Source organism: Corynebacterium sp. 2571A (assembly GCF_055700935.1).
Genome location: NZ_JASTTE010000004.1, coordinates 14,826 through 37,057, shown reverse-complemented (window position 1 = coordinate 37,057; position 22,232 = coordinate 14,826). Strand labels below are relative to the sequence as shown.

The 22,232-nt window shown below is 65.7% G+C and carries 18 protein-coding genes; 10 read left to right on the top strand and 8 right to left on the bottom strand.

Annotated elements, in window-relative coordinates:
- Positions 1 to 90: 90 nt before the first annotated feature.
- The 4 genes from QQS53_RS08870 to QQS53_RS08855 all read right to left on the bottom strand — a co-directional run bounded on the left by QQS53_RS08870 (position 91) and on the right by QQS53_RS08855 (position 4,074).
- Positions 91 to 1,095, bottom strand: coding sequence for an HNH endonuclease signature motif containing protein (locus QQS53_RS08870; RefSeq protein WP_472775494.1), 1,005 nt, complete (start codon positions 1,093 to 1,095; stop codon positions 91 to 93).
- Positions 1,096 to 1,355: 260 nt separating this feature from the next.
- Positions 1,356 to 1,988: a hypothetical protein gene (locus tag QQS53_RS08865; protein WP_472775493.1), complete on the bottom strand. Its 633-nt coding sequence runs from the start codon at positions 1,986 to 1,988 to the stop codon at positions 1,356 to 1,358.
- A gap of 80 nt (positions 1,989 to 2,068) precedes the next feature.
- Entirely contained in the window at positions 2,069 to 3,832 is a 1,764-nt protein-coding gene (locus QQS53_RS08860) for a DEAD/DEAH box helicase (protein WP_472775683.1), read from the bottom strand.
- A complete protein-coding gene (locus tag QQS53_RS08855; protein WP_070768436.1) occupies positions 3,832 to 4,074 on the bottom strand; it encodes a DUF3039 domain-containing protein in 243 nt (80 codons plus the stop codon). Before QQS53_RS08855 ends, QQS53_RS08860 begins: the two co-directional genes overlap by 1 nt.
- A gap of 61 nt (positions 4,075 to 4,135) precedes the next feature.
- Here QQS53_RS08855 and QQS53_RS08850 point away from each other — a divergent pair, with 61 nt between their 5' ends.
- From QQS53_RS08850 to galE, 6 genes are all read left to right on the top strand, one after another.
- Positions 4,136 to 4,576 (top strand): DUF3099 domain-containing protein, encoded by a 441-nt coding sequence (locus QQS53_RS08850; protein WP_472775492.1) that lies wholly within the window; start codon positions 4,136 to 4,138, stop codon positions 4,574 to 4,576.
- A gap of 21 nt (positions 4,577 to 4,597) precedes the next feature.
- Complete coding sequence (locus QQS53_RS08845; RefSeq protein WP_472775491.1) at positions 4,598 to 6,148, top strand: DUF7782 domain-containing protein; 1,551 nt, start codon at positions 4,598 to 4,600, stop codon at positions 6,146 to 6,148.
- An 86-nt stretch (positions 6,149 to 6,234) separates the two neighbouring features.
- Positions 6,235 to 6,687, top strand: coding sequence for a D-aminoacyl-tRNA deacylase (gene dtd, locus QQS53_RS08840; protein WP_472775490.1), 453 nt, complete (start codon positions 6,235 to 6,237; stop codon positions 6,685 to 6,687).
- 89 nt (positions 6,688 to 6,776) lie between these two features.
- Positions 6,777 to 7,778, top strand: coding sequence for a sigma-70 family RNA polymerase sigma factor (locus QQS53_RS08835; protein WP_368519196.1), 1,002 nt, complete (start codon positions 6,777 to 6,779; stop codon positions 7,776 to 7,778).
- Between the two features lie 232 nt (positions 7,779 to 8,010).
- The gene (locus tag QQS53_RS08830; RefSeq protein WP_472775489.1) at positions 8,011 to 8,691 is read left to right on the top strand and encodes a metal-dependent transcriptional regulator; all 681 of its coding nucleotides are present in this window, start codon (positions 8,011 to 8,013) and stop codon (positions 8,689 to 8,691) included.
- A gap of 5 nt (positions 8,692 to 8,696) precedes the next feature.
- Positions 8,697 to 9,683 carry a UDP-glucose 4-epimerase GalE gene (galE, locus tag QQS53_RS08825; protein WP_472775488.1) on the top strand — a complete coding sequence of 329 codons (987 nt, stop codon included), beginning with the start codon at positions 8,697 to 8,699 and terminating at the stop codon, positions 9,681 to 9,683.
- 11 nt (positions 9,684 to 9,694) lie between these two features.
- Here the strand turns inward: galE and QQS53_RS08820 are convergent, their stop codons facing one another.
- Complete coding sequence (locus QQS53_RS08820) at positions 9,695 to 10,786, bottom strand: DUF4192 domain-containing protein (RefSeq protein ID WP_472775487.1); 1,092 nt, start codon at positions 10,784 to 10,786, stop codon at positions 9,695 to 9,697.
- A gap of 219 nt (positions 10,787 to 11,005) precedes the next feature.
- Here QQS53_RS08820 and QQS53_RS08815 point away from each other — a divergent pair, with 219 nt between their 5' ends.
- Complete coding sequence (locus QQS53_RS08815; protein WP_472775486.1) at positions 11,006 to 12,040, top strand: PAC2 family protein; 1,035 nt, start codon at positions 11,006 to 11,008, stop codon at positions 12,038 to 12,040.
- A 54-nt stretch (positions 12,041 to 12,094) separates the two neighbouring features.
- The gene (locus QQS53_RS08810; protein WP_472775485.1) at positions 12,095 to 14,638 is read left to right on the top strand and encodes a DEAD/DEAH box helicase; all 2,544 of its coding nucleotides are present in this window, start codon (positions 12,095 to 12,097) and stop codon (positions 14,636 to 14,638) included.
- Positions 14,639 to 14,729: 91 nt separating this feature from the next.
- On the opposite strand, the gene ahpD is transcribed toward QQS53_RS08810, so the two are convergent.
- Both ahpD and QQS53_RS08800 read right to left on the bottom strand, forming a co-directional pair.
- Entirely contained in the window at positions 14,730 to 15,254 is a 525-nt protein-coding gene (gene ahpD / locus QQS53_RS08805; protein ID WP_448232743.1) for an alkylhydroperoxidase, AhpD family, read from the bottom strand.
- Positions 15,255 to 15,350: 96 nt separating this feature from the next.
- A complete protein-coding gene (locus QQS53_RS08800) occupies positions 15,351 to 15,947 on the bottom strand; it encodes a peroxiredoxin (RefSeq protein ID WP_472775484.1) in 597 nt (198 codons plus the stop codon).
- A 143-nt stretch (positions 15,948 to 16,090) separates the two neighbouring features.
- Here QQS53_RS08800 and QQS53_RS08795 point away from each other — a divergent pair, with 143 nt between their 5' ends.
- Positions 16,091 to 17,044: a LysR substrate-binding domain-containing protein gene (locus QQS53_RS08795; protein WP_472775483.1), complete on the top strand. Its 954-nt coding sequence runs from the start codon at positions 16,091 to 16,093 to the stop codon at positions 17,042 to 17,044.
- A 92-nt stretch (positions 17,045 to 17,136) separates the two neighbouring features.
- Here the strand turns inward: QQS53_RS08795 and QQS53_RS08790 are convergent, their stop codons facing one another.
- Positions 17,137 to 18,129, bottom strand: a complete 993-nt coding sequence (locus tag QQS53_RS08790) for a hypothetical protein (RefSeq protein ID WP_472775482.1) — start codon at positions 18,127 to 18,129, stop codon at positions 17,137 to 17,139.
- A 163-nt stretch (positions 18,130 to 18,292) separates the two neighbouring features.
- Here QQS53_RS08790 and hrpA point away from each other — a divergent pair, with 163 nt between their 5' ends.
- Entirely contained in the window at positions 18,293 to 22,231 is a 3,939-nt protein-coding gene (gene hrpA / locus QQS53_RS08785; protein ID WP_472775481.1) for an ATP-dependent RNA helicase HrpA, read from the top strand.
- Position 22,232: the final 1 nt, after the last annotated feature.

The following is a 22,232-nucleotide window of genomic DNA, read 5'->3' as shown; positions in this document are numbered from 1 at the left end:
TCTTTTCCCTCGGCTGACCTCGTGTCAGCCGTCAGTCCCGCGGCTTTGTTCTCGCGGCTTTGCTCTCTCGGCTTTGTTTTCACGGCGGGCCTAGGGCCCGCCGCTCCAGGGTGGGTCCCAGGTGACTTTGCCGTGTCTTCGGTGGACTCTTCCGTGTCTGGGGTAGGCGGGGTCGTCGTCGTTCCAGGAGTTGTGGAACTCGCACAACAGTGTCAGGTTTTCTTGGTTGGTTTCTCCGCCGCCTGCCCAGGGGTGGATGTGGTGGACCTGGCACTCATCCGCCGGTTTCCTACAGTTTGGCCAGGCACAGGTGGTGGTCTCTGCCTTGGCCATGTCTTTCTGCTTGGGTGAGGCATGTCGTTGGTAGCGGTATTGGTTGACCGGCCCGCGCCTCGGGTCCACCAGGGTGGCTAGGCCGGCGTCCAGTAGGCATTGGCGGACGTAGTCGGCACCGGTCATGGTGGTGCCGTTGCTCAGCTGCAGTGTGATGTCCTCCCCGTCGCCGGCAAGGATGCGCACCCAGTCGGGAAGGGAGATGACCACGTGGGTGGTCTTGGGTTGTTTTTCTAGGCCGCCGCTGAACAAGGCTTCGACGTCGGGGATGGTCTTAATTGATGCCCAGAGGTTTTCTACCAGCTGTGGGTCCCCGGTGATGGAGAAGGTGCTGGGTCCGTCTTTGCGGCGGGTGACTTTTACGCCTTCGGCGGGTGGGGCCGGGCGGTTGAGCTCCAGCACTTTTTGGTTGGCTAGTCGGCGGAGTTGTTTGGTGGTGCCGGGGGTGTTGCACAGTTCGATGAGCATGGCCCAGGCGTCGCCCTGGTGGCGTACCCGGCGGAAGGCATTGTCCAACACTAAGAGGGTGTCGAGGTGGTGGCCCTGAGAAGCGGCTGCCCGGCGGGCGGCGGCTTGCTTGCGCGTATAGGACGTTTTCCCGAAGAAGGTCTGGCAGGCACGGTGCTGCGCGGCGGCGGCGACGTCGGACATGACAGCCTTCATAGCGGGCAGGCTGAGCTGGCGGCACAGGTCCAAATACTGGATCCCGTCCGCGAAGATGGCGTGCGCTGCTTTGAGTGTGTCCATGGCTGTCGTTGTCATGACTCACACGCTAGAAGCCCAGATCAACCCCTACAAGGGCCGAAGACCCGATCTGTGGATAACTCGGGGCAAAATAACCATCCTGCGCACACCATCCACAGTCCGAAAACGGCCATTTCCTCGGCACGAGCTGCCCAAAGGCCGAAAAATGGAGCAACGTGCCCAAGTAGCCATAAGTTGGCATAATTTGGGCACAATTTAGGCACACTTAGACACAAAAATGGCCCCCGCACCAGGCGGGGACCAGGAGGAATAAGATCCTAGTTGTTCGAGTTGACCAGTTCCTCGCTCTGGCGCTCGACGCACTCGCGCTGCGCCTGCTCGTCCTGAAGGCTCATGCACTCTTCGAAGTTGGTCTCGTTGAAGACCCAGCCGATGAAGATCACCATGAGCACGCCGAAGGCGACCGAAATCAGCGAGAGGATAAGGCCCACCACCGACATCCAGGTGCGGCGGGCCTCCTTCGGCTTCTTGGCATTGCGCACCAAGGCCACGATGGCCAGCACCACGCCCACGACACCCACGAGTGCACCCAAGCCGCCGACAATCAGGCCGACCAAGGCAACAATACCGACGATGAGAACGGCCAACGCCAGCTTCGACTTCTCGAAGTTCGGCGCGTTTTCGAAGCCGCCCTGGTACTGGGAGCCGCCGTAGCCGGCGGCCGGAGCGGCGTAGGCGTTGCCCTCCGGCGAGGCCCCATAGGCGCCGCCGTCGAAGCCAGCATTCGCCTCGCCGGTGCCGCCGTAGCCGGAGCCGGCGCCGGCTCCGGGCTCGGCTGCGTGCTGGCCCTGGGCATCGTTAGCACCCGGGCGGGAATCACCGTAGGACGGCAGGCCCTGGTTCGGGTCGTTGTTCTGGTCGTTGCCATAAGGGTTGTTGGGAGTGGTCATTTCTACCCTCTTTCCTAGTGCTATAACTAACTATCCCGCCCCACAATAGCGAATAAGTGGCCTACTTCGCAGCGCGAACGCTACCACGCGCGCAGGTACTCGATGCGCTCGCGCAGCTGCTCGGCGTTACACAACGCGGTCGGCGGCCCGCCACAGGCCTTGCGGGCCTCGTTGTGGATGGCACCGTGCGGCCTCCCCTTGCGCCCGGCGGTGATGGAGACGACGGTGTTGAGCTCCTTGCGCAGCCGCGCGATTTCGTCGACGGCGACCTCCCCGTCCCCGCCGCCCTGCGGCTGCTGCTTCTGCTTCGGCGCGCTCGGCATGCCGTAGATCTGCCGCCGATGCTCCTCCGCCGCAGCCTCAGCCCGGCGCGCCTTCTCCCGCGCCTCCCGGGCGTCCATCTCTTCTTCCTGCTTCTTGCGCAGCAAGTCCTTGACCTGCTGGGCGTCCAGCAACCCGGGGATGCCGAGGAAATCGGCCTGTTCCGCATCGTCAGTAAAGGCGGCGGTGTTGAAGGAGGAGCCGTCGTAGATGAGCGAGGAGAACTCCGCGTCGGCGCCGAGCGACTCGTAGGGCTTGTCCAGGTCCGGCTCGGACTCCTTGCGGTTGGCCTGCTCTAGCAGCTCGTCGTCCCAGCCCTCCTTGGGCCGATCCGGCTTGCCTAGGACGTGGTCGCGGGACTTTTCCATGTTTTCAGCCAGCCCCAGCAGCACGGGCACCGACGGCAGGAAGACCGAGGCGGTCTCGCCGGGCATGCGCGAGCGCACGAAGCGGCCGATGGCCTGGGCGAAAAACAGCGGCGTCGACGCCGAGGTCGCGTACACGCCCACGGCCAGCCGGGGCACGTCGACGCCCTCGGAGACCATGCGGACGGCGACCATCCACTCGTCGTTGCTCTCCGAGAACTCATCGATCCGCTCGGACGAGCCCGGATCGTCGGACAGGATGACCGAGACCGGGGTGTTCGAAATGCCTTTGAGGATCTTCGCGTAGGCGCGGGCGGTCGTCGAGTCGGTGGCCAGCACCAGGCCGCCGGCATCGGGCATGCTGCGGCGCATCTGCATCAGGCGCGTGTGCGCGGCCTGCAGCACCGCGGGGATCCAGTCCCCCTTCGGGTCCAGGGCCGTGCGCCAGGCGCGCGCGGTCTGCTCGGGGTTGAGGATGTCGCCCAGGCGCGCGGCGTACTCCTCGCCCGCGGAATCGCGCCAGCGGGCTTCGCCGGAATACGCCAAAAAGACCACGGGGCGCACGACGCCATCGGCCAGCGCGTCGCCGTAGTTGTAGGCGTGGTCGGAGCGGGAGACCAGGTGGCCCTCCCCGTCCTGCTCGTAGCGCACGAAGGGGATCGGGGAATCGTCGGAGCGGAAGGGCGTACCGGTCAGCGCCAGGCGGTGGTTGACGTCGTCGTAGGCCTCGCGCACGCCGTCGCCCCAGCTCTTGGCGTCGCCGGCGTGGTGGATCTCGTCCAGGATGACCAGGGTGCGCCGCGCGGAGGCGACCGCCCGGTGCTTGAACGGGTGCATGCCGACCTGGGCGTAGGTGACCACGATCCCGTCGTAGGCGGGGTTGACCGCCGAGGAGTTGGTGAAGTGCGCGTCCAGGGACATGCCGACGCGGGCGGCGGCGGACGACCACTGGATCTTCAGGTGCTCGGTAGGTACCACCACGATGACGCGTTCGACGGTCCGATCTTCGAGCAGCTCGGTGGCCACGCGGAGGGCGAAGGTGGTCTTACCGGCGCCCGGCGTCGCCACGGCCATGAAGTCCTGGGGCTTGGTGCGCAAGAACTTCTCCAGCGCCTCCTGCTGCCATTGGCGGAGTTTGCCTTTGTTCTTGCCCGGAATCACTTGCGCCGCAGACCCTTAAAAATCCGCTCGCAGTCGGGGCAGACCGGCGAACCGGGCTTGGCTTGCTTGGTCACCGGGAAGGTCTCCCCGCACAGCGCGACAACCATCTTGCCGTTGACCGCGGAGTCGAGGATCTGGTCCTTCTTTACGTAGTGGAAGAATTTCGGGGTGTCGTCATTCGGGGTGGACGTATCCTCCCGGACGTCTGGCCTTTCGATTGTTTTCGTCGTCGTACTCACAGCACCCCATTTTGCCGCAAGAGTGTGGATTAATGCGAGTCCCCAGCTACCCTAGGGAGGCATGGAACCGTACACCGTTGACAATCCGGACGGCGATCCCCCTGTTAAGGGCTCCCGCCGCCTCTTCCGGCGTGCCTCGGTGTCCCTGATTACGGATGCCAAGGTCGGCCCCGGCCAGGATCGCCACCACCGCGAGGTGGTCTACGCCATCCTGCAGTTTATCCGTATCCCCGCCCTGTTTATCTCCATCTACCTGGTCTACGCGCATCAGGCGTGGATCGCGGCGGGGATTGTCTCCGGGCTCACGCTGCCGCTGCCGTGGGCGGCGGTGGTCATCGCCAACGGGCGCGGCCAGCCGAAGGACAAGCGCGAGCGCAACGTATACAAGCCGGCGCTGGCTCGGCAGATGGCCGCCCAGCAGCGTGGGCAGGTGTCCGGCCAGCAGCGTGCGCAGCTCGAGCAGCCGGAGACCATCGACCACGACGACCCGAAGAACCCTTAAAAAGCAAGGAGCCTGCCTGCTATGCCCGCCACTGAACGCTTTTGTCTGCCGCTTCCGGACGATCTCTCCGCGCTGGCGGGTGAGCTCGCCGATGTCTTTACCTCCGCCGGTTTCGACGTGGCCGGTATTGCCGGCTATTTGGGCCCGGAGGTCACCGAGGCCCTGCACCGTGGCGAGTATGCCCCGGTGGCGCTGCGCTGCCGGGACAACAGCCAGATGGCGTGGCTTGTCCGCATCTTTTTGCTGCACGATGCCGTCCCGGCCACCGCCCTGGCCCAGGCCGTGGGCGCGCGGCTGGCGACGCAGCTGGTGGATACCGGCATCGTGCGCGCGGACGAGCACGGCACGGTCTACTGCGCGCTGGAGATTCGGCCGCAGATCATCGCCGGCCGGGAGCGCGTGGTCTTTTCTGACGTCGATGCCTCCCTGGTCGACCACGTGCCCGGCTCCCAGCACGTGGTGGGCGTGGGCGCGGCCAGCCTGTCGCTGCTGCAGTCCACTCCCCTCTCCCCGGTCGGCACGGTGCTGGACCTGGGCACGGGCTCGGGCGTGCAGGTGCTCGGCCAGCTGGGTTGCGCGGAGTCGGTCACCGCGACCGATGTGAGCGAGCGCGCCCTGCGGCTGGCGCGCGCGACGGTGGCCGCGGCCGGTGCCGGCGACCGGGTGGAGCTTGTGGAAGGTTCCTGGTTCGCGCCGGTGGCGGGCCGGCGTTTCGACCGCGTGGTGGCCAACCCGCCGTTCGTGGTGGGCCTGCCGGAGGTGGGCCACGTCTACCGCGACTCCGGGATGGAGCTGGACGGGGCCTCCCAGAAGGTGGTCTCGGAGGTGGCGGACTACCTGAACCCGGGCGGTACCGCGCACCTGCTGGCGGCGTGGGTTCACCGTACCGACGAGAACTGGGCGCAGCGCGTGGCCAGTTGGTTGCCGTCGCACGGGGTGGCCGCGTGGGTCATCGAGCGCGACGTGGCGGACCCGGCGCTGTACGTGTCCACGTGGCTGCGCGACGAATCCGTCGACGTGCGCACCCGCGCCGGCCGCAAGCGCAGCAAGGCCTGGCTGGAGTACCTGTCCGACCACGACGTGACCGGCATCGGCTTCGGCTTCGTGGCGCTGCAGCGCATTGCTGACGATGTCCCCACCGAGGTCCTGGCGGAGTCGCTGCCCCAGTCCTTTAGCGATCCGCTGGGCCCGGAGGTGGAAGAATACTTCGCCCGCGTGGCCTGGCTCCGCGACCTAGTGCCCGGGGAAATCGAGACCAAGTACTTCGGGCTGCGCCCCGGTGTGGCCTTGGAGGACATCTCCGTCGCGGATGCCGAAAGCCACCAGGGCTTCGAGCCGGCGGTCAAGCGCCTGACCCGCACGGAGGGCCCGCGCTGGTCGCACGAGGTCGACGACGGGCTGGCCGCCGTGGTGGCCGGCCTGCGGCCGGATGGGCTCAACCTGGGCGAAACCATCGCCTTGTACGCCGCCGCCCACGGGCTGGATGAGGAGGAGCTGGTGCGCTCGGCCGTGCCGGCCATCGTGGACCTAATCCGGCACGGGCTGGTGCTGCCGGCCGAGTTCCTGGACTAAGCGCCGACGCAGGAGGCACCGGCGCAGGAAGCACGCAGCCGAGCAGGCAACCGAGCAGGCAACGAGAAGAAAGGCACGAAGCGGAAATGAAGGCAGTGTTGACGCGGGTATCGCAGGCGAGCGTGACCGTGGCGGGTGAGACGGTGGGCAGCATCGACTGCCCGGAGACCGGCGGGGTGCTGGCCCTGGTGGGGGTCTCCCGGGAGGATTGCGAGGATGAGTCCACTACGGCGGCCGCCGTGGAGAAGATGGCGCGGAAGATCGCGGAGCTGCGGATGCTCGACGGAGAAAAATCCGTCACGGATACCGGCGCGCCCGTCCTGGTGGTCAGCCAGTTCACCTTGTACGGGGCCACGGCGCGCGGGCGGCGGCCCTCCTGGTCGGCGGCGGCGCCGGCGGAGATGGCCGAGCCGGTGATCGTCGAGCTGGTCCGCCAGCTGCGCTCCCGCGGCATCACCGTGGCCGAGGGCCGCTTCGGCGCGATGATGGAAGTCTGTTCAGTCAACCAAGGACCCTTTACTTTGCTGGTGGAGACCTAGTTCGCCACCCCCAAAAGTTGGTGGGGGAACTAATCCGCGCCACGAGCCGTTGAGTAGTTTGTAACCGGCGATACTTTAGGAGGCCCTAGATGACCACTTCCCACGACCAGGATTCATCTAAGCAAGACGCCACGGAGCAAGAAGTAGATCGCGGTTCGCGCCGCGGACATACTAATGACAACCCTTCGGCCGACCTCGTGCGGGTTTACCTCAACGGCATCGGCAAGACCGCTCTTTTGTCCGCCGAGGACGAAGTCGAGCTGGCACAGGAAATCGAAATCGGCCTGTACGCCGAATACAAGCTCAACAACGCGGAAAAGCTCACCCGCGCCGAGAAGCGCGACTTGAAGATTCTCGTCAAGGAAGGCAAGAAGGCCCGCTCCCACCTGCTGGAGGCGAACCTGCGCCTGGTGGTGTCCCTGGCGAAGCGCTACACCGGCCGCGGCATGCCGCTGCTGGATCTTATCCAGGAGGGCAACCTGGGCCTTATCCGCGCGATGGAGAAGTTCGACTACGCCAAGGGCTTTAAGTTCTCCACCTACGCCACCTGGTGGATCCGCCAGGCCATCACCCGCGGCATGGCCGATCAGTCGCGCACCATCCGCCTGCCCGTCCACCTGGTCGAGCAGGTCAACAAGCTCTCCCGCATCAAGCGTGAGATGTACCAGTCGCTGGGCCGCGAGGCCACGAACGAGGAGCTGTCGGAGGAATCCGGCATCGATGAGGACAAGATCGAGATGCTCCTGCGCCAGTCCCGCGATCCGGTCTCGCTGGACATGCCGGTCGGCGCGGACGAAGAGGCCCCGCTGGGTGACTTTATCGAGGACGCCGAGGCTACCGATGCCGAAACGGCCGTCGTCGCCTCCCTGCGCCACTCCGATATCCGTTCGGTGATCGGCTCCCTGGAGCAGCGCGAGCAGGACGTCATCCGCCTGCGCTACGGCCTGGACGACGGCGTGCCGCGCACCCTGGACCAGATCGGCCGCCAGTTCGGCCTGTCGCGCGAGCGCGTGCGCCAGATCGAGCGCGAGGTCATGGCCAAGCTCCGCGACGGCCAGCGCGCCGACCGCCTGCGCGAGTACGCCCAGTAGGTTTTTATCCACCGCCTCCCCGCCGCCGGACCTGTACTTTCAGGCCGGCGGTTTCGCCATTATTCATTCGCTTAAGCCAGTGCCGAATGGCGTTTATAGCCTTTACTGCGACAACGGGCCCGCCGCGATATGCGCTAGACTATGGTGTATTAGTTTTGCCGCAGCTTAGGTTGAGCAATCCTGCGCTGTCAGCGATCATCCACTCCCCGGAATCAGAAAGGTGCCAGCCCACGTGAGGGACCTAGTCGATACCACCGAAATGTATCTGCGAACCATCTACGAGCTCGAGGAAGAGGGTATTACCCCGCTGCGCGCCCGCATCGCGGAGCGGCTCGAGCAGTCCGGCCCGACGGTCTCGCAGACCGTGGCCCGCATGGAACGCGACGGCCTTTTGCACGTGCGCACCGACCGGAGCCTGGATCTGACCCCGAGCGGGCGCGAGCTGGCGACCGCCGTGATGCGCAAACACCGCCTGGCCGAGCGACTGCTGACCGACGTGCTGGGCCTGGACATCCACCAGGTCCACGACGAGGCCTGCCGCTGGGAGCACGTCATGAGCGAAGACGTGGAGCGCCGCGTCGTCGCCGTGCTGGATGATCCGGCGCGCTCCCCCTTCGGCAACCCGATCCCGGGCCTGGCGCAGCTGGGCACCAACGTGCCCGAACAGCCGGAGGGCACGCGCGCCATCGACCTGCCAGAAGGTAAAGAGGTCACCGGCGTGGTCAGCCAGATCAATGAGATCCTGCAGGTCGACCACCAGCACTTCCGGGAGCTGCACGACGCCGGGATCGTCGTCGGAGCCGAAGTCACCGCGCTCAACAACGACGGAGCTATCACCCTGACCACCAAGTCCGGGCAGGGCGTCGAGCTGCTCAACGACCTGGCCCACGCCGTGCGGATCGAGGAGTCTTAAGCCTTATGAAGCTTCTGGTCACCGGCGGCGCCGGTTATGTTGGCAGCGTCTGCGCCGCCGTTCTAATCGAGCGCGGCCACGACGTGACGATCATCGATGATTTTTCCACGGGCAACCGCGAGGCCGTCCCGGCGCAGGCGCGCCTGGTCGAGGGCCGCGTGGACGAGCTGGCCCAGTCGGTGCTGTCCGAGGGCGGCTTCGACGGCGTGGTGCACTTCGCCGCGCGTTCCCTGGTGGGAGAGTCCGTCGAGGTCCCGAACGAGTACTGGCACGACAACGTCGGCACTGCCCTGGCCCTGCTGGATGCCATGCGGGCTAACGACGTCAACAACCTCGTCTTCTCCTCCACAGCGGCCACCTACGGCGAGCCGGAGCAGGTGCCCATCACCGAGGACGCGCCGACCGCGCCGACGAACCCGTACGGTGCGACCAAGCTGTCCATCGACTACATGATCACCTCGTACGCGAAGGCCTTCGGCCTGGCGGCGACCTCGCTGCGCTATTTCAACGTGGCCGGCGCCTACGGCTCCATCGGGGAAAACCGCGAGGTGGAAACCCACCTCATCCCCATCATCTTGCAGGTGGCCCTGGGGCACCGCGACAAGATCTTCATCTTCGGCAACGACTGGGACACCAAGGACGGCACCGCGGTCCGCGACTATATCCATATCCGCGACCTGGCCGACGCCCACGTGCTGGCGCTGGAGAGCAACCAGCCGGGCACCCACCGGATTTACAACCTGGGCTCGGGCGACGGCTACTCGGTCAAAGAGGTCATCGCCGCCTGCCGCAAGGTCACCGGCCACCCCATCCCCGCCGAGGACGCCCCGCGGCGCGCGGGAGACCCGGCGGTGCTTATCGCTTCCTCCGAGAAGATCAAAGGCGAGCTGGGCTGGAACCCGACGCGCACGGACTTGGATACCATCGTCTCGGACGCGTGGGAGTTCACTCGCCAGCTCGGCGACATGGCGCACTCGGCCCGCCGCCAATAGGCAAAACCCGGCTAGGCCGCTCGCGGCTCGGGGTCGCAGCCGCAGACCCCGTAGACGGCGGCCAGCCGGGCCTTCTCCGAGCCCTGGCGCACGCTGTCGATGAGGTGTTCGCTCAGCCCGCAGCGGAAGGCGCCGAGCAGCAGCCGAAGGAAGGTGTGCTCGGGGAATTCCTCGCGGCCGACCATCAGCGCCGTGCTGGCCTTGTAGTAGATCCCCATCTGGATGGTGCAGACCGAGTAGACGGCCAGCGCGTTGGCGCGGATCGTTCCGCTAAAGGTCTGGGCCAGCGCCAGCATCAAGATTGCCGCGGCCGCGGGGTTGTCCAGGCAGCCGCGCAAGGCGACGTCGCGGGCCTTGGTGCTGCCCATCCACACCGCGGCGGTAAACAGCAGCTCGTCGTCCGCGAGGCAGTCGGCGGGGACGTCGATGTCGCTTAAGACCTCCGGGACGTCGTTGTCTATGGCTACGAGGTCGTAGCCGTAGGTGTGCCGGCCGCAGCAGGCATCGTTAGCGCAGGCGATGGCCAGCCGGCCGAGCGCGGCGAGTTCTTCCCGCTCCCCCAGGCGGTTGCGGCGCTGGAAGGGCTCGAAGCATTCCTGCCGGTCGAGCGCGGGCAGTTCGCCCTCCGCGAGGCAGGCGCGCATGCTGTAGGACTCCGTAATCGGCGCGACGCGGCCGTAGAGCCACGCGTCGCCGCCGGGGCCTTGGTGCAGCGCCGGGTCAGCAAAAAGCTCCTCGTAGGGTTGGCCGACCTGGATTTCCGGCACCATCCACAGGCCCTCCAGGTCGAGGCAGCACTGGTCTGGGTCGTTCAGGAAGTCAATGAGTTCGGCCAGGTGGCGCTCCGGGCGGGTGCTGATGATAAATGCCAGGAGGATGTGGTCGGGGTAGTTGTCCAGCAGGGCGAGGCCCTCCTCCCAGCCTTCTTCGACGTCGTCGATGCTGATGCGCAACAGCGGGCCGGGGACGAAGCTTTCGGGTCCGTCGTGGACAGGCTGAAAGCTGACGATGACGAGGGATTCGGACGGGTAGAAACCAAGGTTTCCGGGGATGTCGGCAAGGATTTCGGCGGGCGTGTACGTGCGTTGTTGTGAAGTAGTCATGCTGTCATCATCGGCGGGATTCCGCCCGAGGTCGAGCGCTAGCGCTGCGCGCCTGTGGATAACTCGCCGTTTTTATATTCCACGTAATATATCGGCACGTTATCCACAGGCCGCGGTGCTTGCGGATGGTCTACAATAGCTCCAATGCGTTCCCGAAAAGGTTAAGGAATAAACCCGGCCGGGGAATCGTTGTTGCAGGTAAAAGAAGGAGGAAAAGACATGCCTGATGAAGATCGCCGCATGTACGAACTGGAGTATCCTGCCCCAGTGGTCGACTCCGCGAACGACGACGGCAACGGCCCCACCCTCGTAGTAGCCATGAACGGCTACGCGGACGCCGGCCAGGCGGTCGACGCCAGCGCCGCGCACCTGCTCGCCGCGCTCGAATCGCGCCCCGTGGCCGCGTTCAACAACGACGAACTCATTGACTACCGCTCGCGGCGCCCCGCGGTGACCATCGACGCCGACAGCCCGATGGAGATCGAGCAGCTCGACCTCAGCATGCGCGTGGTGCGCGACAACCGCGAAAAACCCTTCCTGCTGCTGTCCGGCCCCGAGCCCGACCTGCGCTGGGAAGGCTTTACCAACGCGGTGGCGGACCTGGCCGACAAGTTCGACGTCTCGGACACCATCTGCCTCTACGCTGCCCCGATGCCGGTGCCCCACACCCGCCCGCTGGTGATTACCGCCCACGGCAACTCGCGCCGGCTCAAGCAGCGGATGTTCAAGCTGGATTCCACCATGATGGTCCCGGGCTCGGCGCAGCTCTACCTGGAAAAGGAGCTGGCCGACCGCGGCCGCAAGGTCGCCGGCTTTACCGTCCACGTGCCGCACTACCTGGCCTCTTCGCCGTACCCGCACGCCACGCTCCAGCTACTGGAGTCCGTGGCCACAGCCGCGGGCCTGGACTTGCCGCTCGGCAGCCTGGAACACGACGTCGAACGCGTCAACCAGCAGCTGGCCGAGCAGGTCGAGGACTCCGAGGAGGTCAACCAGGTCGTGCGCCAGCTCGAGGAGCAGTACGACTCCTTCCTCGAGCACTACCGCGACGAGCACCCGCAGGCCGTCCTGCCGGGCGAGCAGAACATGCCCACCGGCGAGGAAATCAGCGAGGAATTCGAGCGCTTCCTGGCCTACCTCGATGACCAGGACCCAGAGGTCCGCCGCGCCATTGAGCGCAACATGAACCACGGCCGCGACGACCAGGATCTGGACTCCGGGGCGGGGCCGGAGGATCGCGGCGAGGAGAGCTAGACGGGCCGCGCCCGGCGGTGACGGCGGTTGCGGCGATGACCTAGAGTGGTAGGCGTGACTTTAACGCAAATGCTGCCCGACCTCGCCGAAGTACCGGAGTCGCTCGTCGACACCGCCATCTGGGACACGTTTACCGCGTGGACCACCGAGCGCGGGATTTCGCTCTACCCGGCCCAGGAGGAGGCATCGTTAGGCATCCTCGCCGGGGACAACGTCATCCTGGCGACGCCGACGGGCTCCGGCAAGTCCATGGTGGCCAACGCCGCGCACTTCATCGCCCTGGCCCGCGAGCAGCGCAGTTTCTACACCGCGCCGATCAAGGCCCTGGTCAGCGAAAAATTCTTCGCGCTGTGCGAAATCTTCGGCGCGGAAAACGTTGGCATGATGACCGGCGACGCGACCGTCAACGGCAACGCCCCCATCATCGCCGCCACCGCGGAAATCGTGGCTAATATCGCCTTACGCGACGGCCGCGACGCGAAAATCGACCAGGTGGTCATGGACGAGTTCCACTACTACTCGGACCCGCAACGCGGCTGGGCCTGGCAGGTCCCGCTCCTGGAGCTGGACCGGGCCCAGTTCCTCCTGATGTCCGCCACCCTGGGTGACACCACCTGGCTGGAAAAGGATCTCACCGAGCGCACCGGCCGGACCACGGACCTCGTGGCGGGCTCGGAGCGCCCGGTCCCGCTGGATTTCAGCTACACCTTCCTGGCCGTCCACGACACCATCGAGGAGCTGCTAAACGCCGGCAAGGCGCCCATCTACGTGGTGCACTTCTCCCAGCGCGAGGCCGCTGAGCGCGCGCAGGCACTGACCTCCCTCAAGGCGATGATTACACCGGAGGAAAAGGAGGCCATCGCCGGCGAGATTGGTAGTTTTAGGTTCACCACCACCTTCGGCAAGGACTTGTCGCGGCTGCTGCGCAAGGGGATTGGCATCCACCACGCCGGCATGCTGCCCAAGTACCGCCGCCTGGTGGAACGTCTCGCCCAGCGCGGCCTGCTGAAGGTCATCTGCGGCACCGACACCCTGGGCGTAGGCATCAACGTGCCCATCCGTACGGTGCTGATGACGGGCCTGGCGAAATTCGACGGCACGCGCCAGCGCATCCTGAAGTCCCGCGAGTTCCACCAGATCGCCGGGCGCGCCGGCCGCGCCGGTTACGACACCGAGGGCACCGTGGTGGTCGAAGCACCCGAGCACGAGATCGAAAACGCCAAGGCCCGCCGCCGCGTGGGCGACGATCCGAAGCGGCTGAAGAAGCTTCGCAAAAAGGCCCCGCGCGACGGCGAGGTCTCCTGGTCGGAAAAGACCTTCGAGCGGCTGACCCACGCCGAGCCGGAGCAGCTGACCTCGCAGTTCCGCGTGTCGAACTCCATGCTGCTCAACGTCCTGGCCCGGCACGGCAATGGCTACGAGCACCTCAAGCACCTGCTGCGGACCAACCACGACACCCGCGCCCAGCAGAACCAGCACATCCTAACCGCGCTGGACCTGTTCAAGGGCTTGCTCAACGCCGGCGTGGTCCAAAAGTCCACCAAGGGCCTGGACATCTACGGCCGGCCCTACCACTTGGTGCGCGAGCTGCCCCGGGACTTCGCGCTGAACCAGCCGCTCTCCCCCTTCGCGCTGGCGGCGCTGACGCTGCTGGATCCCGAGTCCGAGACCTTTACCCTGGACATCATCTCCTGTTTCGAGACCATCCTGGACGATCCCCGGCAGGTGCTCCAGGCCCAGCAGAAGGCCCGCCGCGGCGAGGAGATCGCGGCGCTGAAGGCCGAGGGCGTGGACTATACCGAGCGCATGGCCATCGTCGAGGAGATCACCTGGCCCAAGCCCCTGGAGGAACTGCTGGACCAGGCCTTCGAGTCTTTCTGCGAGGGCAACCCGTGGGCCAAGGAATTCGACATCGCGCCCAAGTCGGTTTTGCGCGAGATGGTAGAGAAGGCCATGACGTTCTCCGACCTGGTCGCCACCTACGGCCTGGCCCGCTCCGAGGGCGTAATCTTGCGCTACCTGACAGACTGCTGGCGCACGCTCAAGCAGTCGGTGCCGCAGGAGTACATGACCGAGCAGCTCGCCGACATCCTGGAATGGTTGGGCGAGCTCATCCGCCAGGTCGACAGCTCCCTGGTGGACGAGTGGGCGCAGATGGCCGGCGAGGACTCCCCCGTCGACCAAGCCACGGTCGACCGGGAGCTGGCCTTCGGCGTGGAGGACCCGACCGCGCTGACGTCCAACAAGCGCGCGTTTACCATCATGGTGCGCAACTACTTCTTCCGCCTGGTCCAGCTCTTCGCTTTCGAGAAGGAGGACCGCCTGGCCGAGCTCCTCGACTACCTGGACGAGGTCCCCGATTTCGGCGCGGCGCTGGACGATTACTTCGACGAATACGCCGACATCGACTCCGGCCCCGCCGCCCGCGGCCCGGAGTACTTCCGACTGGCAGAAACCCACCCGCGCACGTGGAACGTGCGCCAGATCATCAAGGACCCGGACGGCGACAACGCCTACGCGCTGGTCGGCACCGTTGACCTGGACGCCTCGGACGAGGCCGGCGAGGTCCGCCTGTCCAGCCTCAGCGTGGACTACTAAAGCGCCTGCTCCCCACAAGGCGCGAAAACACCCGCCCGGGCTCTTCGTAGAGCCTCCGGGCGGGTGCGTGCTTTAGAGCGCGGCGCTAGTTTTAGCGGGCTGCTTCAATCTGGACGGTCTGGGCGACGGCCTGGACGACGGCGCCGACCTTGACGGCCTCCCAGATCTGCTCCTTGGTCAGGCCGGCTTCCTGCAGCTCGTGCGCGTGAGCGGCCAGGCAGTGCTCGCAGCCGTTGATGGCGGAGACCACGGTGTTCCACAGCTCGAAGTTGGCCTTCTCCACGCCCGGCTTAGAGATGATGTTCATGCGCAGGCCGAACTTGACCTGGGCGTAGTCGTCGCCGAGCCAGCCCTTGGCGCGGTAGGCAACGTTGTTCATCGCCATGACGGTGGCAGCGCCCAGGGCAGCCTCGACGGCCTCGTCGGACAGGTGCTCCTTGGCCTCTTCCATGATCTCGGAGAGGACGGTGTCGTTGCGGGTGGCGGCGGCAGCGGCCAGCAGGGAGCCCCAGAGCTGCTCCTCGTTGAGCTCGGTGCTGCGGGTCAGGGTGCCCAGGTTCAGCTTCTGGTCCTTGGCGTACTCGGGCATGGAGCTCTTCAGGTTATCAATAGACAAGACTATTCTCCTTCTGGTTTTTAATAGGTATTTTTCACCGGGGTTGACGCAAAGACCCCGCCGGAGCGGACTTCGACGGGGTCCATGGCTTGAGTCTTACTTCAGGGATTCCTGAACGACGTCCATCTTGTCGATGTTCTTGGTCGGGTCGTTAGCCTCCCAGTTGCAAGCGCAGACCTCTTCGGACTGCAGGGCGTCGAGCACGCGGAGAACTTCGTCCACGTTGCGGCCCACAGCGTCCGGGGTGACGGAGACGAACTGGATGATGCCGTCCGGGTCGATAATGAAGGTGGCGCGGTCAGCGACACCGTCGGCGTTCTCGACACCCAGCGCACGGATCAGGTCGTGGCGAACGTCGGAGAACATCGGGAACGGAACGGACTTCAGGTCCGGGTGGGTGGCGCGCCAGTTGAAGTGAGCGAACTCGTTGTCGGTGGAGCCGCCCAGGACCTGGGTGTCGCGGTCCTGGAACTCTTCGTCCAGCTTGCCGAATGCCGCAATCTCGGTCGGGCAGACGAAGGTGAAGTCCTTCGGGTAGAAGAAGACGATCTTCCACTTGCCTTCGTACTTATCCAGCGAAACCTGCTCGAAGTAGTCCTCCGGCTGCTGGGCGTTCACGTCGTGCAGGTCGCCACCGGTGAGCGCGGTCAGGTTGAACTCCGGGAACTTTTCCCCAACGGTCAAGATAGGCATTGTTGACAACATCTCCTTTAATGAGGTTGCTTAGTCCAGATTTGTGGTCTGCGGCCGCCTTAGCGGCCAACGACTCCCATTATGCCTATCAGTTTCCGGAACGTCAATAGACCTCCCTATCTATTAATGATATAATGATAAGTATGCATAATAAAGAGTACCGTCCCACCCTCGCTCAGCTGCGCACATTCGTCACTATCGCCGAAAACAAACACTTCGGCACGGCCGCCCAAAAGCTCCAGATTTCCCAGCCTTCGTTGTCCCAGGCGCTGGTCGCCTTGGAGCAAGGCCTCGACATCCAATTGATTGAACGCTCCACCCGCCGGGTCATCGTCACCGCCGCCGGCGAGAAGCTCCTGCCCTACGCCAAGGCCACCCTGGAGGCCGCCAACGCCTTCTTCGCCCACGCCCGCGGCGCCCACGGGGATCTCTCCGGCCCCCTGACTATCGGCGCTATCCCGACCGTGGCCCCGTACATCCTCCCGGACCTGCTGAAGAACCTGCACAGCAAGTTCGCCGACATGGAGCCGCGGATCGTCGAAGAACAGACCGAGCACCTGCTCCAGCGCCTGCGCGACGGCCAGCTGGACCTTGCCATCATCGCCCTGCCGTCGGAGGTCTCCGGTCTGGTGGAAGTCCCCCTCTACACCGAGGACTTCGCCGTGGTTGTGCCCAACGATCACCCGCTGGCCGGCCGCGAAGACTTGAAGCTCGACGACCTGGACTCGCTGGATCTGCTGCTGCTCGACGACGGCCACTGCCTGCGCGATCAGATCGTGGACCTGTGCCGCCAGGCGAAGATCAACCCGTCGGAGGCCACCAACTCGGTGACCCGGGCATCGTCGCTGACCACCATCGTGCAGCTGGTCATCGCGGGCCTCGGCGCCACCCTGGTGCCGGAGTCGGCCCTGGCCGCGGAGGCCAACCACCCGCAGCTGGGCATCGCTCGCTTTGATGACTCCGTGACCGCCCAGCGCCAGATCGGACTCGTCTTCCGCAACTCCGCCGCCCGCGCCGATGAGTTCCGCGAGTTCGGCAAGACCGTCAAGGACGCCTTTGATAAGGCCCTGACCCGCTCCCGCGAGTCCATCCAGTAACCCACAACAACCTACAACGCTACAAAGACTTCACCCCACCGCGGGGCACAACCAGGTGCTCCGGGCGGGGTGAAGTCTTTACTCAACGCCTCCTAGAGGCCGACGCTGGCCGCGCACGAGCGGTACATGTGCGCCTGGGCCAGCAGCACGATGGCCGCCACGATGCTGGCACCCAGCATGACGACGATGGACATGATGATGACGCCCACGACGCCGAAGCTGATAAAGAGCAGGCTCAACAGCGTCACCCCCAGCATGATGCCGAAGGAAATCAGGCCCACCAGCAGGCTGAACAACAGCAGCTGCAGGTAGTTCTTCTTACCGGCGGCAAAGCCCGTCGAGAAGGAGGCGCCGAACCCGGTCTTGCCGTCCGCCGCGAACCACGCCATCAGCGTAAACAGCGGGGACAGGAAGAACGCGAGCAGGGCAAAGGCCAGGAAGAAGGCGAAGACACCCGCGAAGACGCTCGGATCCACCTCGGCCGGGTCGGTGGTTTCGCTCATCTCGGTGAAGCCGCTCAGCTGCATTCCGCCCACCATGATGATGGTGATAATCCCCTGGACCACCAGGTAGACGCCGGCGGCGACCCAGTGCATGTCTTTGCCGAGGGCGCCGAAGCCCGGCCGTGGCTCGTCGACGTGCCAGGTGGCAAACCGGTACAGCACCGGAGTAACGACCAGCGAGATCACCAGGCTAAGCAGGCTGGTGACCAGGGAGTCGCCCGAGTACGCGGTCTCGACATTCCCGCCGGTGAGCAGGGAAATACCCATCGAGAGGATCGCCCCGGCCAAGCCCAGGGCCAGCGCCAGCGGCACCAGCGTCTTCCAGTTGCGGCCGAAGGCGGAAAAGCCCCACCCGATGGACCGGACCGCCTGCGGGCGCTCCGGCCCATGCAGGTAGCCGGCATTGCCACCGGCATAGCCCTGCCCGCCCGCGTAACCGTAGCCCGGGGCCTCATGCTCGCCGGGGTAAGCGGAGCCGAAATTCGGGTTGTCCTCCGGGTGGTTGGTCGGCTCGTAGCGCGGAAGGTCGCCGAAGGATTCGTTCGGCGACTGCCCGTCGCGCGGATCGTTCGGGGTGGTCATGGTGGGTCCTTTCTGACAATCATCAACTGAATGCGGCGGGAACTGGCTACCCAGTGACGGTATCATCCATCCGGCCTGCGCGTTCGACCTGTCCCGAAAGAGTGTCCCAATAGTTACCGGTTTGAGCCCTAGCCCGGCGCCATGAGTAGAATTAGCTGCGACAATGGCTAATACACACAAGGACCCGCAAGAACCCCGCGAGGCGCGCGACAACTCTCCCGCTGCGCCCAGCCGCGACGATCTTTACGCCCGGTTGACTAACGTGCGCAGCGCCGACGAGCGCTCGTTCCGGCGCCGCCTGAAAAAGGCGCGCTCCCCGCACGCGTTGTCGGCGATCTCCGCCGACATCGACGCCGCCGAAGAACGCGTGCGCAGCATCGACCGCCTGGTGCCGGAAATCGTCTACCCGGATAGCCTGCCGGTTAGCGCCCGCAAGGACGACATCGCGGAGGCAATCGACAACAACCAGGTGGTCATCATCGCCGGCGAGACCGGCTCCGGCAAGACCACCCAGATCCCGAAGATCTGCCTCGAGCTGGGCCGCGGCCGCCGCGGACTCATCGGCCACACGCAGCCGCGGCGCCTGGCGGCCCGCACGGTGGCCGAGCGGATCGCCGATGAGCTGGGACAGAAGATCGGGCAAACCGTCGGCTACGCCATCCGCTTCGACGACCAGGTCTCCAAGTCCACCGCCGTCAAGCTCATGACGGACGGCATCCTGCTGGCAGAGATGCAGCGCGATCGCTTCCTCAACGCCTACGACACCATCATCATCGACGAGGCCCACGAGCGCTCGCTGAATATCGACTTCCTTCTGGGCTACCTCAAGCGGCTGCTGCCCAAGCGCCCGGACCTGAAGGTGATCATTACCTCGGCGACCATCGATCCGGAGCGTTTCGCCCAACACTTCGCCAGCTCGGAGGGCCCCGCGCCCATCATCGAGGTCTCCGGCCGCACCTACCCCGTCGAGATCCGCTACCGGCCCCTGGAATTCGAGGCCGGCGGCAAGGTAATCGACCAGGATCCGCTGGACGGGCTCATCGAGGCCCTGACCGAGCTCATGGCCGAAGGCGACGGCGATATTTTGTGCTTTTTCCCCGGCGAGCGCGACATCCGCGACGCCATGGAGGTCATCGAGGCCAAGAAGTGGAAGGGCGTGGAGGTCGTTCCCCTCTTCGGCCGCCTGTCCAACCAGGAGCAGCACCGGGTCTTTAGCCCGCACTCGGGCCGGCGCATCGTGCTGTCCACCAACATCGCGGAGACCTCCCTGACGGTGCCCGGCATCCGCTACGTCGTGGACACCGGCACCGCGCGTATCTCGCGCTACTCCACGCGCACCAAGGTCCAGCGCCTGCCCATCGAGCCCATCTCGCAGGCCAGCGCAAACCAACGCTCCGGACGCTGCGGGCGTGTGGCCGACGGTATCGCCATCCGCTTGTACTCGGAGCAGGACTTCCTCTCCCGGCCGGAGTTCACGGACCCGGAGATCCTGCGCACCAACCTGGCCAGCGTCATCCTGCAGATGATTTCCCTGCGGCTGGGCGATATCTCCCGCTTCCCCTTCGTGCAGCCGCCGGCGGACAAGGCAGTGCGCGACGGTATCGCCCTGCTCAACGAACTCGGCGCCTTGGGCACGGCCGACGACAACGGACTGCCCACGCTGACCAAGACCGGCGCCACGCTGGCGCGCATCCCGGTGGATCCGCGCATGGCCCGGATGCTAGTGGAGGCCCACAAGCTGGGCTGCCTGCACGATGTCATCATCATCGTGGCGGCCATGACCATCCAGGACGTCCGCGAGCGCCCCTTAGAAAAGCAGGCCCAGGCCGACCAGGCGCACGCGCGGTTCAAGGACAAGACCTCGGATTTCTTAAGCCAGCTCAAGCTGTGGGACTACATCAAAGACTCCCGCAACGAAAAGTCCGGCAACGCCTTCCGCAAACAGATGAAGGCGGAATACCTGCACTACATGCGCATCCGCGAGTGGTTCGACCTGGTGCGCCAGCTGCGCGAGGTAGCCAAGCAGCTCAAGTGGACCGCGCAGGAATCCGGCAAGCGGGCCGATAACGCCATCCACCAGGCGCTGCTGTCCGGCTTGCTGTCCAATATCGGCGCCCGCGACGGCAACTCCAAGGAGTTCCACGGCGCCCGCAACACGCGTTTTATGGTCTTCCCCGGCTCCGCGCTGGCGAAGAAGCCGCCGGAGTTCGTCATGGCCGCCGAGCTGGTGGAGACCTCCCGGCTGTGGGCGCGCGATGTCGCCCAGATCGATCCCGCCTGGGTCGAGCGCTTGGCCTCCGGACTGCTCAAGCACAGCTATTCCGACCCGGTCTGGTCCACCAAGCGGGCCACGGCGATGGTCAAGCAGAAATCGACGCTCTACGGCGTGCCGGTGGTCCACGACCGCTCGGTGCCCTACCACCGCGTCGACCAGGCCGCGGCCCGGGACCTGTTCATCCGGCACGCGCTCATCGGCGGCGAGTGGAATACCCACCATTCCTTCTTCCACGACAACGTCGCCAAGCTCGACAAGGCGGCCGAGTACGAGGACAAAGCCCGCCGCCGCGGCCTGGTAGCGGACGAGGACGCCCTCTTTGCCTTCTACGACGAGCGCCTGCCCGCCAATATCACCAGCGGCAAGTACTTCGACTCCTGGTGGAAGAAGGAGCACCGCGCCCACCCCGCGCTGCTGGACTTCGATCCGAAAGCGCTGGTCAATGACGACGATAACCGCGTGACCGAGGAGGACTTCCCCGATACCTGGCGCGCCGGCGACGTGGAGCTGGACCTGTCGTACCACTTCAGCCCCGGCGATCCCATGGACGGCGTGACCATCCAGGTGCCGGTGCCCATGCTGGCCGGCCTGGACACGACCGGCTTCGATTGGCTGGTGCCGGGCCTGCGCTTAGAGCTGGTCACCGAGCTCATCCGCAGCCTGCCGAAGGCCCTGCGGCGCACGGTGGTGCCCGCCCCGGAGTTCGCGGAGCGCGCCCTGGACAAGCTGGTCCCCTACGCGAGCCCGATCACGGAGCAGCTCGCCGATGTCCTGCGCGAGCTCGGCGGCCAAGGCATCAACGCCGTGGATTTCCGCCCGCAGACGCTGCCCGACCACCTCTGCATGAACTACGCGGCCATCGATAAGCGGGGCAAGGTCATCGACTCCGACCGCGATCTTTCCGCGCTGGTGCACCGCCAGGCCGGCTCCATCCGCTCCTCCGTGGCCAAGGCCAGCCGCACCTCCTCCTCACCCGCGGTAAAGGAATGGCGCGCCGATAACCTGGGCGACATCGACGACGAGATCCGCACCACGGTGGACGGCCACGAGGTCACCGCCTACCCGGCGCTGGTCGCCACGAAGGACGGAGTCGAGGTCAAGGTCCACCCCACCAAGGCCGCGGCCGATGCCGCCATGCTGACCACGACGCTGACCTTGCTCATGCGCGAGATCACCGTCAACCCGCGCCCCATGGTCAAGGGCCTGCCCTTGCAGCAACGCGTGGCCATCGACAACTACCCGCACGGCGGCGCCGAGGGCCTGGTCTCCGACGCCCGCGTGGCCGCCATCCGCGATCTCATGCTGGAGGCCGGCGGCCCGGTGCGCTCCCCGGAGGAATTCGACCAGCTGCGCAAAAAGGTTGCCCCGGCGGTTCCCGGGCGCGTGCGGCAGATGGTCGTCGCCATCGCCCCGGGCCTGGTCGAATACGGCCGCGTCACCCACGAGCTCAACAAGTGGACCGGCCCGGCCATTGACGACATTCGCGCCCAGCTGGATTTCCTGCTTCCCCCGCAGGCGATCACGAAAAACGGCATCGAGCACCTGCGGCACCTGCCGCGCTACCTGCAGGCCGTGCGCATCCGCTTGGAGGAGATGAACCTGGATCCGGACAAGGACGCGGACCGCCAGGCCGAGGTCGAAGAGGCCAAGGCCTACCTCAACAATCGCCTGCGTTCCCTGCCGGCCGGCCGCTCCAAGACCAAGGCGGTGCGCGAGATCTACTGGATGATCGAGGAACTCCGGGTCTCCCTGTTCGCCCAGCGCCTCGGCACCGCGCACGCGGTGTCCCTGCGGCGCATCCAAAAGGCGGTCGATAAGCTAGCCTAGC

Excerpts from the sequence above, each read along its gene's own strand:
- QQS53_RS08870 (WP_472775494.1), bottom strand. The coding sequence starts at position 1,095 with ATGACAACGACAGCCATGGACACACTCAAAGCAGCGCACGCCATCTTC.
- QQS53_RS08865 (WP_472775493.1), bottom strand. The coding sequence starts at position 1,988 with ATGACCACTCCCAACAACCCTTATGGCAACGACCAGAACAACGACCCG.
- QQS53_RS08850 (WP_472775492.1), top strand. The coding sequence starts at position 4,136 with ATGGAACCGTACACCGTTGACAATCCGGACGGCGATCCCCCTGTTAAG.
- QQS53_RS08845 (WP_472775491.1), top strand. The coding sequence starts at position 4,598 with ATGCCCGCCACTGAACGCTTTTGTCTGCCGCTTCCGGACGATCTCTCC.
- dtd (WP_472775490.1), top strand. The coding sequence starts at position 6,235 with ATGAAGGCAGTGTTGACGCGGGTATCGCAGGCGAGCGTGACCGTGGCG.
- QQS53_RS08835 (WP_368519196.1), top strand. The coding sequence starts at position 6,777 with ATGACCACTTCCCACGACCAGGATTCATCTAAGCAAGACGCCACGGAG.
- galE (WP_472775488.1), top strand. The coding sequence starts at position 8,697 with ATGAAGCTTCTGGTCACCGGCGGCGCCGGTTATGTTGGCAGCGTCTGC.
- QQS53_RS08820 (WP_472775487.1), bottom strand. The coding sequence starts at position 10,786 with ATGACTACTTCACAACAACGCACGTACACGCCCGCCGAAATCCTTGCC.
- QQS53_RS08815 (WP_472775486.1), top strand. The coding sequence starts at position 11,006 with ATGCCTGATGAAGATCGCCGCATGTACGAACTGGAGTATCCTGCCCCA.
- QQS53_RS08800 (WP_472775484.1), bottom strand. The coding sequence starts at position 15,947 with ATGCCTATCTTGACCGTTGGGGAAAAGTTCCCGGAGTTCAACCTGACC.
- QQS53_RS08795 (WP_472775483.1), top strand. The coding sequence starts at position 16,091 with ATGCATAATAAAGAGTACCGTCCCACCCTCGCTCAGCTGCGCACATTC.
- QQS53_RS08790 (WP_472775482.1), bottom strand. The coding sequence starts at position 18,129 with ATGACCACCCCGAACGATCCGCGCGACGGGCAGTCGCCGAACGAATCC.
- hrpA (WP_472775481.1), top strand. The coding sequence starts at position 18,293 with ATGGCTAATACACACAAGGACCCGCAAGAACCCCGCGAGGCGCGCGAC.